This window comes from Proteus vulgaris (assembly GCF_023100685.1).
In the GTDB taxonomy this organism is placed as follows: Bacteria; Pseudomonadota; Gammaproteobacteria; order Enterobacterales; family Enterobacteriaceae; genus Proteus.
Map to the genome: position 1 here is coordinate 621,841 of NZ_CP090064.1, position 16,103 is coordinate 637,943.

The window sequence follows — 16,103 nt, forward strand, 5'->3', positions numbered from 1 at the left end:
AAAAAATAGAACCCCACATTTTTATGTGGGGTTTCTTTTTGCTCAAGCACCGAAAAAGAATTAAATATTGAGAGCTAATTCTGTTCCTTGTCTAATAGCACGTTTTGCATCTAATGCGCTGGCATCTTTAGCACCGCCGATAAGATGGACTTTTGTATGGCTATTTTCTAAAGAAGTAAGCAAAGGATGATAAGCGCGTTGCCCTGTACATAATATAATGTTATCAGCCACAAGAAGTTGTTGTTTTCCATCTTGTTCAATAACAAGACCTTCTGGCGTAATTTTTTGATAATGGCAATGTGTTAAGAATTTAACGCCTTTTTTCTCTAATGTTAGTCGATGTATCCAACCAGTTGTTTTACCTAAATTCAATCCTATCTTTCCGGCTTTACGTTGAGTCATAACAATTTGTTTATTATCATCTTTTAAGTGATTTTCAGGTTTTATACCGCCACGATATGAAAGCGTTGGATCAATGCCCCATTCTTTGTTAAAAGCACAGGGGCTTAGGCTACTGCATTGCCCTTTTTGCGTAAGATAAAGACCGGTATCAAAGCCAATACCTCCGCTACCAATAATCACTACGTTTTTACCTACAGGTTGATGGTGCTTTAAAACATCCAAATAAGTTTTAACAATCGTATTATCTCGGCCTTCTATATCAGGAAGGTGCGGTGTTACACCACTGGCCAAAACAATCTCATCAAAGTGTTTAAGATGATGAGGAGTGGCTTCAGTATTATTTTTAACAATCACACCAGTGAGTTCTAACTGCCGTTTAAAGTAACGCAAGGTTTCCTTAAATTCCTCTTTTCCGGGAATTTGGCTAGCAATATTCAACTGCCCACCAATAACATCTTCTTTTTCAAAGAGTGTTACATGGTGACCACGTTTAGCCGCTGTTATAGCAAAAGATAATCCCGCAGGCCCCGCGCCAACAACTGCGAGTTTTTTAGGTTGTTGGGTTGGAATAACCAGAAGTTCGGTTTCTCGACAAGCCAAAGGATTGACTAAGCAAGATGCTGTTTGCCCTGAAAATATTTCATCAAGACACGCTTGATTGCAAGCAATACAGGTATTGATTTCATCTTCACGTCCTAGTTGTGCTTTTAGAACGAACTCAGGATCTGCAAGAAAAGGGCGTGCCATTGAAACCATGTCGGCACAGCCTTCTGCTAAAATAGCTTCTGCAGTTTGTGGTGTGTTAATGCGGTTTGATGTAATAAGAGGAATATTTACTTTGCCCATTAATTCGCGTGTTACATTTGCAAATTGGCCTCTTGGTACCATCGTCGCTATCGTTGGAATTCGAGCTTCATGCCAGCCAATCCCTGTATTGATCATTGTGGCACCCGCTTTTTCAACTGCTTTGGCAAGATAAACAACCTCTGATGCATCTGAACCATTTTTAATTAAATCCAGCATAGAAAGGCGATAAATAATAATAAACTGCTCACCAACGGCTTTTTTTATGCCTTTAAGAATACGTAAAGCGAAACGACAACGATTTTCAATATTTCCACCCCATTGATCGTCTCGCTGATTAGTATGTCTGACTAAAAACTGATTAATTAAATAGCCTTCAGATCCCATTATCTCAACGCCATCATAGCCCGCTTTTTGGGCTAATTGAGCACAGTGAATGTAGTCATTGATAGTTTGTTCGATTTGTTCATGACTCATTTCTGTTGGCATAAAAGGGGTTATTGGCGATTGAATAGCAGAAGGAGCAACTAAGTTAGGCTGGTAACTATAACGACCTGTATGCAAGATCTGTAAAGCAATTTTACCACCTTGCTGATGAACGGCATCAGTAACCAATTGATGCGGTGCAAGCTGGGAGTCAGACATTAATGTTGCGGCGTGCGGCAATAATACACCTTGCTTATTAGGTGATATCCCGCCTGTGACAATAAGTGCAACGCCTGCGGCGGCTCTTTGTGCATAAAATTGTGCAAGCTTTGGGGCATCTTTAGGATCTTCTTCAAGACCAGTATGCATAGAGCCCATTAATATTCGGTTTTTTAGTACAGTAAACCCTAAATCAAGGGGAGAAAATAGATGAGAATAATGTGCCATCAGATACCCTTTTTAGACTGGTCAGATGAGATATCTATAGCATAACGAGAAGTGAGTGATTAAGAGTTCATTATGTTAACAAGTTGTGATCTTAATCATGGAAAAGGTGAATAGCACGTTATAAAGCAATAATAATCTAAGTGATTACTTAATGAGAACAAATAGTGATAATAAAAATCACACTCATTCATAATATTTCATCATATAATGTAGTGTACCTATTAATATGTATTAAAAACACACATCACTATTTTGAATTTGGAGACGTTATGATTAATAAATTTAATCAACTTGTTGACTGTTCTGATTTAGGTAAACTTGTATTACGTGTTTCTCTTGGGGTTTTAATGTTATTACATGGGCTTCATAAGATGGAACCAGGTGGATTAGCTGGTATTCAAGGAATGTTAGCTAATTTTAATCTACCTGCTTTTATTGCCTATGGTACGGTGATTGGGGAAGTTGTCGCGCCTATCTTATTGATTATCGGTCTATTTACTCGTGCGTCAGCACTTGTTTTAGCAGGTACAATGTTTGTTGCTGTCTTAATGGTTCACTCTGGTGATTTATTTGCATTAAACCCTAAAACAGGGGGATGGGCACCAGAAAGTGCAGGTTTCTATCTATTCGCTGCGATTGCTGTGATGTTTTTAGGTAGTGGTCGTTTTGCAGTTAAAAAAGATTAATAAATTTAATAGTCAATAAATTTGAATTTAATTGCTGTAACTTGATTAAAATTGATGAACAAACGCCCAGATCTCACGCTATATGCACACTCGATCTGGGCGTTTTACTTTAAGCAACTTTATGGCTTATCGGTTTAAACCTAAGTCATGTTTATTTTTGAGTTGCTGGCGTTAACTTAAAGACCTTTTCATTTTCACCTAACCATTGGCGAGCTACTTGGTTTATATCGTTAACACTTAATGTTTTTATAATGGCAGGATCAGTGAGTAAGCGCTGATACTGTTGGTCATCAGTTGCAACTTGAGCAAGCGCCTCTGTCCAATAACTTGCACTGTCATTTACCTGTGAATTTTCAGTTAGCCAGATATTTTTAGCCTCTTGTAACTCTTTCTCTGTAATACCTGACTGCTTAACTTCATTCACGACTTTACGAGCAAGGGCGATTAATTCATCTGCACGCTCAGGTGATGCCGTAAAGTTTAAACGACCGGTATAGTAGCTTGTAGGCACTTTCGTTAACATTTCAGAGAACCCAAGTGAATAAATTCCGCCTGCTCTTTCACGTAGGTTGAGTCTTAAACGTTGGCTGATCACTGTATCCAGTAAATTTAGCGCAAGTACTTGTTGTTGTGACCATTGAGCTGGCGCTGCATATTGAATGCTAATCATACTCTTATCACTGCTTGCGATAGGGTATGTTTTGCTAAATGAAGTCAGTTTTGGATTAATGGCAGGATCTGCCCAGAATAGACGCTGTTCAGAGCGTGTCGGGAGACTTGCAACCCAGCGTTCAATCAAAGGTTTTACCTGATTAACATTGACAGGACCACTGATAACTAATGTCATATCAGCCGGTTGTCCTAAGATCATTTGGTTTGTTTGCTGTAATTGTTGAGCAGTAAACTGTTTCCAAGCACCTTGCGGAGAAACCACTAAGCGTTCGCCATTTTGATAGCTTTCTTTATTGATATTATCCAAGAAAGTACGTTCAACAGGTGTTTTTGAAATACCTAATGTCATGGCTTGTTTTTGTTGCTCTAATTTCTCACCGTTAAACTGTGGAGAGGTAATTTTTAGATGCATTAAGGTTAGTAAGGTTTCTAGTTCATCAATTGGTGCTTCGCCACGAAAACCATGAAATAACAGTTCGCTATAAGGGCGCAAACTAATTTGGTGTTGTTTGGTAAATAACGCTAATTCACGCGCATTATAATTACCATATCCGCTTACTTCGGGTAATTTCAACGCCCATTGAACCATGCCTAAGCTTTGATTTGTTTCAAGTGATGAACCACCAGGAATACGCAGTGAAACTTGGATATTATCTTTGAGATAACTGTCATTTTTCACAATTACTTTTACGTTATTGCTCAGAGTCCACTGTTGCGTTTTTTCAATAGGGAGTGATTGCGTTGAAACAATTGAACCAGTGAGTTCAGGTTTAATATCTAATACAACGGCTTGTGTTTTTAGGGTAAATGCGCCTGGATTTGACTGTCTAATTTCTTGCCAACGTTGCGTTGCTTTAGTTGCATTAAATAAATTAGCATCATTATCAGGACCAATCACAGCAACGCGTGGTGATGACTGTTTTAGATATTGAGAAAAATAAGCTGACAATGTTTCAGGGGTCACTTTATTGATTAATTGATAGCTTAAATTTAGTGCCTGTTTTTTAGTTTGAATTGGCATATCCAATTCAATGGCTGTTGTGATTTGGTTGGCTAAATAATCGTGCTCGTAACGCTCTTCACCCGCAGCTTGTTGGCTTAGGCGTTTTAGCATTGCGTTACGGGCATTATCTAGCTCTTCTTGAGTCACTGGAACAGAAGCTAGGCGTTGAACTTCTGTAAATAAGATATCTAATGCACCTTGATAATCATTGCCTTTAGGGTGCGCAATCATCAATTGTTGTGAACGACGAGAGTCTAGCATTGCGCCTTGTGCATTAGCGCTAATAGAAGCCATTAAGCCATTATCAACGATAGTTGAGAAACGTTGATTTAAAATTGATAGCCATAATGAATCCATTAAATCTTCATATTGGCCTTGTCGACTGTTTAAAGGTGCTGGCAAAGTACGTTGCAAGGTGAACTGTAAAATACGTGAACCTTGTTCTTTATCGAAAATTGTTTTAACCAGTAGATCTTTATGGTCGATAAAATTGTGCCAAGAAGGATCATCAATTCCTTTGTTTTCGCTATTTTTAGCGTTAAACAGTTGTTTGATATCGGCAATGGCATCACCTTGATTAAAGTTACCAACCAGTACTAATGCCATTCTTTCTGGTTGATACCAAGTATCGTAATAGCGTTTTGCATCTTTCACGTCACCATGCTTAACGATTTCTAAATCGCCAATAGGATCACGATCAAGATAACGGCTACCGTAATAACGTAATTCTTCTAATTGGCGGTTAATACGAAAACCGATACCTTGGCGTAAACGCCACTCTTCAACAATAACAGGACGCTCTTTATCAAACTCGATAGGGTCAAATGTCATTTCAAATGCCCAGTCAGATAAGATCTTTAATCCCGTTTTAATCTGGATCGGGTTTGCATTCGGCAATGACAGTTTATAAGTCGTCGCATTTAAACTTGTCGCGGCATTAACATGACTACCTAATTTCATGCCAAGGCTTTCGAGTTGTTTAAAGCCCGTTGTTCCCGGAAAATGGGTTGTACCTTTAAATGCCATATGTTCAGTAAAGTGTGAAAAACCAAGCTGTTTTTCATCTTCTTGAACCGAACCACTTTTTACCAAAAGACGCATTTCAACACCTGTTTGTGGGCGTTGCAGTAAGTAGACGTCTAAACCATTATCTAGGGTAAAATGGCGGACATCAGGACGCAGTAATAGCGTACTTTTGTCATTTTGATTAGGAGTGCTTGTCGCACACCCTAAAAGTGAAAGACTGACTGAAACAATCAGTAATTTACGATACATATTCGGTAACTCCAGCAGGTTGAGAGGAGGACACGGTAGGGGCTTTGAGTGAAATCACATTATCTGCAATCACATGTGTAAAGCGCTGGTGGCTGACCAAGGCAATACCTGCGGTTGGCAGATGTTGTTTTAGTAGCTGCAACATGTTTAATGCATTTTGCTCATCAAGTGCAGAGGTGGTTTCATCTAATAAAATAAGCTCAGGTTTATTGAGTAATAAACGGGCAAAAATAAGGCGTTGTTGCTCACCACCTGATAGGCGTGTTGTCCAATCAGTTTCTAGTAAAAGTTGATTTTTTATTTTGCCTAATCCCACTAAATGAAGTGCTTCTTCATACTCTTTAGCGGAGAATTGATTAGGCTGACAAGGATAAGCGAGCAAACTGTCTAAACGTGCAAAAGGCAGATACATACGCTGTGGGATCCAACACACATTTGGTGAACGTTGAATTTCCCCTTTGAAATAAGGCCAATGCCCACTTAATGCTCTAAGTAGTGTTGATTTGCCTAAGCCAGAGCAACCTTCAATAACGGTTAACTCACCTGCTTTTACAGAGAAGTTAATATCTTGAATTAACAGGCTGTCATCTTGCATAAACAGAGAAAGATTGGCCTTCAATTTAGTCTGTTTATCATTTAAATCTGCAACTTCTGGCTCATGATCATGCTCTAAGAGTACCACGAAGTTATAAAGACGAGTCACCGTTGCTTGCCATGCAGCAATCTCTTTATAAGAGAAAATAAACCAGCTTAATGCACCAGCAACACTAGAGAAGGCTTGTCTTAATTGCATTAATCCCCCTAGCATTAATTCGCCAGCAAGGAATTTAGGTAAGGCAAAAATAATCGGTGCCATTGCAGTGGCTTGTTGATAGCCGACAGTGAAGAATGCAAGGTTTCTTTCGTAGCGGATAAGATTGTTCCAGTTACGAATAACCCCTAAAAAACGACCCATTAATTCATTGCGATCACTCATTTCACCACGCTGACCTGCAATCGCATCACCATGTTGTTTACGAGTGATAAGTGCAGTACGGTAATCAGCTTCTTTGCGTTGCTTATCCATATTAATCTTACGCAAGGGTGAGCCAATAAACTGCGTAATGGTGATCCCGATAATGGTATAGATAATACAAGCCCAGAACATATACCCTGGAATTGTCCACTCGCTCCCTCCTAATGTGAAAGAGATAGCGCCAGACAGTGACCAAAGAATGGTAGCAAAAGAGATAAGCGTGAGTAACGAGTGCAAAAATGTCACGGTTAAACGCATTGTTGATTCAATCAGTAAACGAATATCTTCTGCAATACGCTGATCCGGGTTATCAGGCTCTTGAGAAGTCAGTCTTAACATGTAGTGTTTACTATTTTTTGATAACCAGCGATCGAGCACTTGTTCAGTCATGCCTTCACGCCAGCGAATAACCATTTTTTGGCGTAAGAAATCGCCCATTACTACGACTGTAATTAATCCTGCAATAATAATGACAAATTGTTGAAGTAGCTTGTAGAGAGCTTGTCCATCAAGTTGTTGTAATGCGTTATAGAAACTACCATTCCATTCATTCATTTTGACGTTAAACCAAACGGATGACAGGGTTAAGGTCAAAGAGACAATCAATAGAAACCAGCAGTAAAGGGCGGCACGCCGCCCCCAAAAAGGTGAAACTAAATAGAAAAATTGTTTTATTGTTTTCATTGCTTATTGGTCATGTTTTTATTGTGTATCGACTTGGTTGCTCACATTAACTTCGTCAATTTATTAATAGTCGTAGCTGACTTGTAACCAGAACTGACGACCTGGTTCATACGATTTGTAATCTTTATCTTGATAAGTGAAGTAGTCAGTTACATTTTTAGTGTTAAGGACGTTATTCACTTCAACAGAGATACCTACGCCATAAGCAAATTCAGGTTTCCAACCCAATTTGGTATCCCAAGAAAAACGACTGCTGTAATTACGTTTTTTGTATTCGAATAATGGGCCATATTCACTTGGTCTTGGGGATCCATTATTGGCTTTCTCCGCTTGTGAACGAGCGCCATTCCATTGAAGACGGTTATACCAAGTCAAATCCAAATCATCCCAAACACTGGTGAGTTCAGCGGTGACTTTTAATGGTGAGTTAAAGTTGCCAGAAGGTAAGTCTTTGGCATTGATGATTTTTCCGTCATACCATACTTTGTCGTAGTTCATCCCTTGTGTACTTGGATCAAAGTTGGCATAACCAGAGTCTTTAGGCGTATTTGTTTTACTTTTTTGCCAGCTAATAGAGGCATTAAAAACATGATCAGCTTGCGCTAATTCCCAAGGCTGACTGTTTTTCACAGAAAGTGTTAAGGTGTCGTGAGTACTGCGTCCATTATTATTAAAATGGCGAATTCTTATTTTATCTTTGTCATTTGGATATTTTGTATCACTACGAACTTCATCACGACCTTCACGATGAACGTATTGTAAACGCCAAGTGGTTGATGCAATTTCTTGTTGCAAGCCTAGTGTTAGCTCATCGTTATAAGGTGTTTTCAGTGAATCAACACCTTCAAAGTCGGTACGGTTTTCCCAATCGCTTGGATTATCGTTATCACAAGAGAAGTAGCAGTGCTGTAAGCCTGCGTTCTGTGCCCCATAAAGCGCATAAGTCAGCATTGAACGGCCATAGTAACGGTTTACGCCACCAATAATTAAGGTATTACCAGTGCCCCAAATATCATAAGTTCCGCTTAAACGTGGAGAGATATTATTTTTTTGAACAAAATCATCACGATCCAAACGAATACCTGGGCGCAGTGTTAAGCGCTTATATTGGAGGTTATCATCAACATAAATTGCGTAGTTGGTATATGAAGCATCATGTGTACCTGCTAAGAAACGGGTTGTTTGTTGTAATGAACCCATCCACTCATCGCCCCATGTAGAGCCAGTATAGGTGTGGTTGTAATAGGTTTTGTCTCGAACATAAGAGCCTTTAGTACGGCTAATTTCAAACCCTGTTGTTGGCTGGTGGCTAACTGAGCCCCATTCAATTGGGTTAAATCGCATGATACTTTTGGCATTGTAGGTTTCTTGTTTGCTTTTCAAATCGCCTTGACCACCACTGCTTATCTGCTGTGGGTTTTGCCAATCGGTATAGTCTTTTATGGTGACGAAGTAGTCTTGATCATTAGAACGCTTGTCTTCAAGGTTTTGATAACCCGCAGTTAATTCTAATGAACCAAGATCAAGTTGATGCTTATAGAGTGCAGTAAAACTTAAACCATTATGCTCATTATCATAGCCTGAGTTATAGACTGAACCTGAGAATAAATAGCTTTTGTATCGTGCGATATTTGTTGATAAATCAAAGGTTTGTTTTTCTGAAATATCCCACGAATATTTAATGAAATAGTTATCGGAAGTACGGGTTTGGTCACGATAGTGTGGCGTTTGTTCAACTTGTTCTAACTGGCCATCTGGCGTAAGGATAATTCCACCCTCTGCACTAATCATCATCGGAATGGTTGATTCACGACGTGATGCAGAGAAAATTAGCCCCGTATTGTCAGTTAGACTCGTTTCAAACCAACCACCAAAGTTTTGTTTATCATATTTTTTCTGGAAACGAGCAGGGTTACTAAAATCATTATTAGCTGTATCAAAATTCAGCTTTGGATCAGTAAAAATATTGTTCCAGCTTGAGCGCGTAGTGCGGTAATAGGCATTGGCATGAGTTTCGCCTGACCAGCGACGGCTTTGTACTTCGACAGTCCCGCCAGTAAAACCACCAAACTCAACAGGAATGTTGTTATCATAAACCGCGACGCTATCAATTAAGCGACTATCAAGATACATACCTTGCTCATCACTACTAATACGAGTGTTGGTTTCTCCATTACCTGAGTTTGCTGGGTCAAAGTCATTATTAAAACTGACACCATCAAGTTTATAGGAGTTTTGATAACTGCTAGAGCCATGAATAGAAATACGTGAAGGTTTAATTTCACCCTGATTCATTGATGTGCTGTCATTATTGGAAAATTGAACAGCAGGGTTACTTTTCAGTAAGTCAGTTACGTTTCCATCACCAGTATTACGCTGTTTTATCTCTTCTGCGGTGATATATTGTGGCGCGGAAATGACATCGGTAGCTGGGTGATAACTGCTACCGACACCCGTGACTTTGACTTCAGGAATGACAATCGCGTTAGTCGTGGCGAGAGGACGAATAACAAATCCACTTCCTTGTGGAATAATTTCTAAACCACTACCAATTAAGACTTTTTGTAATGCAGTTTGTGTTTCAAATTGACCTGAAAGTGCTGGAGCACGCAGGTTTTTAACTGAATTTGCATCAAATAAAATTTGTACTTGCCCTTGTTTTGCAATGGCACTCAATGAATCAGCCAAAGACTGTTCTGGTAAAGCCACAGAAACGGTAGATGCATAAGCACAAGGTGCAGCAATAGTGGTACTTATTAGCAACGCTAGCAGAGACCTCTTAAGGGTCCCTTTTTTGTTATTCATTTTCATTTCACCAATCCCATTCACTAACTTAATAATTGTTGTTACTAGGGAAGAGGGTGAAATGAGAATTATCCTCACCTGTAAAAAAGAATATTTTTCATATTTCTTTTTACTTATTGATAATTAACGCATTATTTTTATCGGTAAAAACAACATTAACCGGCAATATAAGTGGAATTGCGGTAATAAAGTCTTTGGCATCATTAATGTTAGCGATCCCTGAGACTTTCATTTTAGCAATTTCGGGTGAGGAAATTTGAATATTGATATCAAGATAAGGTTTGAGTTTGGTTATTACTTCATTCAATGGACGTTCAAAGAAATGCAGTTGACCAAAACGCCAACTTCCCACGGAATCAATATTGACCGAAGAAATAACAAAACTGTCACTTGTTAATTTGCTGGTGGCTTGAGAGCCAGCATACAAATATGTAGGAGAGGATTTAGGTGTTGCTTTAACCTCAACGATACCTTCATGAACAGCAACGTTAATTTGGTTGTCATTATAGCGGCTGACTTCAAATTCAGTGCCGACAACTTTAATTAATCGGGTATCTGCATGAACATAAAAAGGGCGATAAGGATTTGATTTGACCTTGAAATAGGCTTGCCCTTTATCTAACCATAGCTGTCTTTCTTCTTGTACATAAGCGACTCTGACTTGCGTGTTCCTGTCTAAATAGACTTTAGAGCCATCGGCTAAGGTCATCTCTTTCGGTAAGTCACTGGTTGCAAGCGTCATATTATCCATCAGTAATGCGGGTAAATGACTATAAGGGAGATATAAGACAGTGAGTAGGCAAAAAGTTGCGGTAGTGTGGATAGCGGGGCGCCAAAGAGAACGCTTTTTCTTTTCAACAGTGGTTATTGTTGGTCGTGATAATGCATCACATTGACGCCAAATACCCGCAATATCTTGATATGCTTGCCGATTTATATCATTTTCAATCCATTCTTTAAATTCTTGGCGTTGCTTGGGAGTCATTCTTTGGCTATGTTGTCGGGTGAACCAAAGAGCTGCTTGCTCATCAATAGAGTCATTGAGTAATTCATCATCATTTTCTAAAAAAAGATGATCTGCTCCCTCATCTGTGTGAGGTTTAGTTTCCGGTATGTTTTTTTCCGGCTTACTCATCATTCGTGCATTTCTCCTGTCCTGCATCGACATATCTTTTGCAATGTAATAGGGCAGCCGCAATATGTTTTTCCACCATGCTGATTGAGATTTCCATTTGCTCTGCAATTTCGCTTTGTGATAATCCATCAAAACGATAAAGAACAAATGCTTCTCGACGGCGAGGTGGTAATGTTTCAATTGCTTCACTAAGTAGATCTAAACGCTGCTGATGTTCAAGGACATATCCCGGATCAAGTTCCGTGGCATAACTTTGAGCAGCGTCATCTAATTCACAATCATCCTGATAGATATCTTTTTGCTTTTGTTTTTTTCTCCAATGGTCAATCAAAACGTGGTTCGCTATTTTGAACAAAAAAGCACGCTGTTCTTGCACAGGTGTTTGTTCTTTTCTGTTTAGCCATAGTGTAAACACATCTTGAGACAAATCATCTGCATCATGGTAATTACCCGTACGTTTGTGGAAAAAACGCACAAGTTGTCCATGGGTTGATTGGTAGGCACAACTAATTTTTTGTGCCAATGATTTATCGCTAGCCATAATCTCTGGTGTCTAAAAAAGAGTGAAATAATAAGCTCTTACTGCTTCTCATGAGAACAAGTTATGATAATTATCAAGCTAATTTTTTATTGTATTATTAATAATAAGCAATATCATTTGTGTTTGTATTATGCCTATAATTCATCAGAAAGAAAATCAGAGGCAAGAATTATGAGTAGTATGTCGGCGACTTTTTCACGCCGTGGATCATTTTCTATTGGTGGATTAACTGCCAGTATTTTATTTCATGCAACGCTAGTCGTTGTCGCCATTGGCTGGATAACCTCTAAAGATGAACGCCATGGTGTTTTACCACCCGCAATGACAATGGATTTAGGTATCTATCAATTAGCTCAGGCAGAAACAAAAGATGTTCCTGTTGGGCCTGAAAAAGTGATGTCTGTTCCTGAACCCGCAGAAACAGAACCTGAACCTGTGAAAGAAGTATTGGATTTACCTAAAATGCCAGTAGTAGAACAAGGCACTTATGAGCGTATTCCTGAAAAGCCGAAAGTAAAACCGGTAGTGAAGCCAAAACCCGTTGCGGTGAAAGTACCTGATGATCTTCCTGTCTCAGAAGCTCCATCGGAGGTAACAAGCGCGCCTATTTCTGGCTCTAATACAAGCAGTAGTGCTCAATTTAATAGTTTATCTTCCTCTTCTGTAAGTGGGCAAATGGGATGGGAAAGTTTGATACATAGTCATATTGAGATGTATAAACGTTATCCAAGAACAGCAATACGTTTTAAAGCGACAGGCGTGACACAAGTTTCTATTGTGCTAAATGCAAAAGGTGAGTTGTTAGATGCGAAAGTGGAAACATCATCAGGTAATCGCATTCTTGATAGAGAAGCGTTAAATACGATTAAACGCGCTTCGCCATTTCCCGCACCTGAAAGCTATCGTTTAGAAAATGGTAATATTTCGTTTACTGCGCCTTTAAGTTTTGATTATAGGCAAGAGAGTTAAGTTATTATTTATAATTATTTATTACATATTAAACTAACTATTAAAATAAATAATTTAAAGAAACAGAAACTAAAAAACCACCATAAGGTGGTTTTTTAGTTTTAATCTTTGTGTTCGTCGGCATCGCAATTTTTCAGCGTCGCGGGGAAGATTGCCGCCTCTTTTATTCCCACCAACGAAATAAGAGTATCATAGTGAAAATATGACAGCAATATAATTATCTAATAGAGTTTTTGTATGATAAAATCTCATCATCAACCTCATCAATATATAATGCATTGCTTTCATGGCTATACATATACATTTCTTTTAATATCAATAAGTCATTTTTTAAAGAATATAACTCTGATTCTAAATTTTTATTTGTTTTTCTTAATTCTTCAATTTCTATATATAATTTATTTTTTGATATTGATGATAGTAGCCCTTTATCTAATAATTTTTTATCTCCACGACAAAGTGAAGCTCGATAATCCTCATTTCTATAATATTGATTGTATCCTTTTAATTTAAATAAAGGAGGAAGTATTCGCGTAACACAAACAGTTTGGATCATATCACATAAAGCATAAGTTTCTTTTTTAGCAAGATCACCAATGTTTTTTATTGAATCATCTGATAATTTAAAAATAGAGGCATTAACGGCTAAGTCATGAGGCTTTTTTGATGTGAGTGGAATGACTTTAACCCCTCTGTCATCAGCTTTTACTACAATCGCAGGTCTTCTCTTATGCATTTCACCCTGTTGAATATTATCAGGATAGCGTTTATTTGTTTTTATACCCGCATTCAAAGTGACACATGAGAAGATATGCCCAAATTCAACAATAATAATTTTACCAAGATATAATATTGATTTAGCATTTTTATAATTTTTATTTTTTAATGTTTGAGATAAGTAAATATCATCTGAACATTTCTTGGAGATAGCCAAATATTTATAAGAATATTATTCTCAGATAGAGTTTGAATTTTTGAACTTTTTATTTCCCATCGGTGTTCTTTTCTACCTATAAATGATTTTGTGATAAAAATAGGATGGAAATTTTCTTTATCAATATTATCTCTAAATAGTGGAGTGATGATTTCGTTTATACCATTTAGAATAACATGACCTAATAATATTTCAGATTGATAATTATAAAATTCAAAATAATTAATTCTTATCATAATATAATCCGTTAAGTAATGGTGAGGTATATCTGTGTTTTCGGGATTATTTTAGATTAATGAGACTTTATTTTTTCTATTTTAAACTTTAAATATATTTATTAAATTTCAAGCTAATTAAATATAAAAAAGCAGAGAATAATCTCTGCTTTTTTAGTATCAAGTATCGTAAATAAACTCGATTATTTACTCATACGTTTGTACTTCATGCGACGAGGCTGAATAGCATCGTTACCTAATGTACGTTTTTTGTATTCTTCATATTCGGTAAAGTTACCTTCGAAGAATTCCACTTTACCTTCATCTTGGTAATCGATGATATGTGTGGCAATACGGTCAAGGAACCAACGGTCATGGGAAATAACCATGGCACAACCTGGGAACTCTAACAGGGCATTTTCTAATGCACGTAAAGTTTCAACGTCGAGGTCGTTGGTTGGTTCATCGAGCAGTAACATGTTACCGCCAACTTGTAGTAGTTTAGCAAGGTGTAAACGACCACGCTCACCACCAGAAAGTTCGCCAACACGTTTACCTTGGTCAACGCCTTTAAAGTTAAAGCGACCAACATAAGCACGACTTGGAATTTCAAAGTTACCAATACGCATAATGTCTTGGCCACCTGAGACTTCTTCCCAAACAGTTTTACTGTCATCCATGCTGTCGCGGAACTGATCAACAGATGCTAACTTAACAGTATCGCCTAGTACTAAAGTACCTGAGTCTGGTTGTTCTTGACCTGAGATCATACGAAATAGCGTTGATTTACCCGCACCGTTAGGGCCGATAATACCAACAATAGCGCCTTTAGGAATAGAGAAGCTTAAATCATCAATCAGAACGCGATCACCATAAGATTTTGTTAGATTATTAATTTCTAACACTTTATCCCCTAAACGTGGTCCAGGTGGAATAAAGAGTTCGCTGGTTTCATTACGTTTTTGATAATCAACGCTATTCAGTTCTTCAAAGCGAGCCAGACGAGCCTTACCTTTTGCTTGACGGCCTTTAGGATTTTGGCGGATCCACTCAAGTTCTTTTTGAATTGATTTATGGCGAGCAACTTCAGTTGCGGCTTCTTGCTCAAGGCGCGCGTCTTTTTGCTCTAACCATGAAGAGTAGTTACCTTCCCATGGAATACCTTCACCACGGTCAAGTTCTAAGATCCAACCCGCTACGTTATCAAGGAAGTAACGGTCGTGCGTGATTGCAACAACAGTTCCTTCATAATCGTGTAAGAAACGTTCTAACCAAGCCACAGATTCTGCGTCTAAGTGGTTAGTGGGTTCATCTAATAACAGCATATCTGGTTTTTCTAACAGCAGACGACAGATAGCGACACGGCGGCGTTCACCCCCTGAAAGTTTCTCAATTTTAGCGTCCCACTCAGGTAAGCGCAGTGCTTCTGCTGCACGCTCTAATTGGTTTTCAAGGTTATGACCATCATGAGATTGAATAATTGCTTCTAATTGACCCTGTTCTTTAGCTAATTTATCAAAATCAGCATCAGGATCGGCATAAGCCGCGTAAACTTCATCAAGGCGGTTTAATGCGTTTTTTAGTTCGCTAACGGCTTCTTCAACGGCTTCACGTACGGTATGTTCAGGGTTTAATTTTGGTTCTTGTGGTAAATAACCAATTTTAATACCTGGTTGTGGACGTGCTTCACCTTCAATATCAGTATCGATGCCCGCCATAATGCGAAGTAATGTTGATTTACCGGCACCATTTAGACCAAGCACACCAATTTTCGCGCCCGGGAAGAAGCTGAGTGAAATGTTTTTAAGGATATGTCGTTTGGGTGGGACAATTTTCCCGACACGCAACATACTATAAACGTATTGAGCCACTATAATTACCCTTTGATTATAAAAGAGATTTTCTCTGAGGTGCCATTTTTCGCGATAAAAACAAATTTTTTGTAATTAAGCTGCGTTTTTAGAGCACCTAAATGAACAATAGCAAAGTCAATGTCAGTAATTTGCCAAAGACCCGAAAATGATGAAAGTCGCCAGTATACCCGATTTATAAAAGAAAACCTTAGTCAAAAGCGAGGTTTTTATCTACCT

The 16,103-nt window shown here is 38.4% G+C and carries 11 protein-coding genes; 2 read left to right on the forward strand and 9 right to left on the reverse strand.

The window, feature by feature from the left end; genetic code table 11:
- Positions 1–60: 60 nt before the first annotated feature.
- Positions 61–2,079 (reverse strand): NADPH-dependent 2,4-dienoyl-CoA reductase, encoded by a 2,019-nt coding sequence (locus LW139_RS03080; protein WP_166539424.1) that lies wholly within the window; start codon positions 2,077–2,079, stop codon positions 61–63.
- A gap of 269 nt (positions 2,080–2,348) precedes the next feature.
- Here LW139_RS03080 and LW139_RS03085 point away from each other — a divergent pair, with 269 nt between their 5' ends.
- Complete coding sequence (locus LW139_RS03085; RefSeq protein WP_075671373.1) at positions 2,349–2,765, forward strand: DoxX family protein; 417 nt, start codon at positions 2,349–2,351, stop codon at positions 2,763–2,765.
- Between the two features lie 151 nt (positions 2,766–2,916).
- Here the strand turns inward: LW139_RS03085 and LW139_RS03090 are convergent, their stop codons facing one another.
- From LW139_RS03090 to LW139_RS03110, 5 genes are all read right to left on the reverse strand, one after another.
- The gene (locus LW139_RS03090; RefSeq protein ID WP_247850609.1) at positions 2,917–5,715 is read right to left on the reverse strand and encodes a M16 family metallopeptidase; all 2,799 of its coding nucleotides are present in this window, start codon (positions 5,713–5,715) and stop codon (positions 2,917–2,919) included.
- Complete coding sequence (locus LW139_RS03095) at positions 5,705–7,414, reverse strand: ABC transporter ATP-binding protein/permease (protein ID WP_247850610.1); 1,710 nt, start codon at positions 7,412–7,414, stop codon at positions 5,705–5,707. The genes LW139_RS03090 and LW139_RS03095 overlap by 11 nt, the downstream gene beginning before the upstream one ends.
- A gap of 63 nt (positions 7,415–7,477) precedes the next feature.
- Positions 7,478–10,225: a TonB-dependent receptor gene (locus tag LW139_RS03100; protein ID WP_247850611.1), complete on the reverse strand. Its 2,748-nt coding sequence runs from the start codon at positions 10,223–10,225 to the stop codon at positions 7,478–7,480.
- Between the two features lie 103 nt (positions 10,226–10,328).
- Positions 10,329–11,357: a FecR family protein gene (locus tag LW139_RS03105; protein ID WP_227336409.1), complete on the reverse strand. Its 1,029-nt coding sequence runs from the start codon at positions 11,355–11,357 to the stop codon at positions 10,329–10,331.
- The gene (locus LW139_RS03110) at positions 11,347–11,895 is read right to left on the reverse strand and encodes an RNA polymerase sigma factor (RefSeq protein ID WP_166539428.1); all 549 of its coding nucleotides are present in this window, start codon (positions 11,893–11,895) and stop codon (positions 11,347–11,349) included. The genes LW139_RS03105 and LW139_RS03110 overlap by 11 nt, the downstream gene beginning before the upstream one ends.
- Before the next feature lie 171 nt (positions 11,896–12,066).
- Between LW139_RS03110 and LW139_RS03115 the strand changes: the two genes are divergently transcribed.
- Complete coding sequence (locus LW139_RS03115) at positions 12,067–12,864, forward strand: energy transducer TonB (protein WP_247850612.1); 798 nt, start codon at positions 12,067–12,069, stop codon at positions 12,862–12,864.
- A 217-nt stretch (positions 12,865–13,081) separates the two neighbouring features.
- Here LW139_RS03115 and LW139_RS03120 read toward each other — a convergent pair whose 3' ends face one another.
- The 3 genes from LW139_RS03120 to ettA all read right to left on the reverse strand — a co-directional run bounded on the left by LW139_RS03120 (position 13,082) and on the right by ettA (position 15,884).
- Positions 13,082–13,657 (reverse strand): type II toxin-antitoxin system PemK/MazF family toxin, encoded by a 576-nt coding sequence (locus tag LW139_RS03120; protein WP_247850613.1) that lies wholly within the window; start codon positions 13,655–13,657, stop codon positions 13,082–13,084.
- 89 nt (positions 13,658–13,746) lie between these two features.
- Positions 13,747–14,034, reverse strand: a complete 288-nt coding sequence (locus LW139_RS03125) for a hypothetical protein (RefSeq protein WP_247850614.1) — start codon at positions 14,032–14,034, stop codon at positions 13,747–13,749.
- Between the two features lie 182 nt (positions 14,035–14,216).
- On the reverse strand, positions 14,217–15,884 hold the full coding sequence (ettA, locus tag LW139_RS03130) for an energy-dependent translational throttle protein EttA (protein ID WP_166539431.1): 1,668 nt from the start codon (positions 15,882–15,884) through the stop codon (positions 14,217–14,219).
- Between the last annotated feature and the right edge of the window lie 219 nt (positions 15,885–16,103).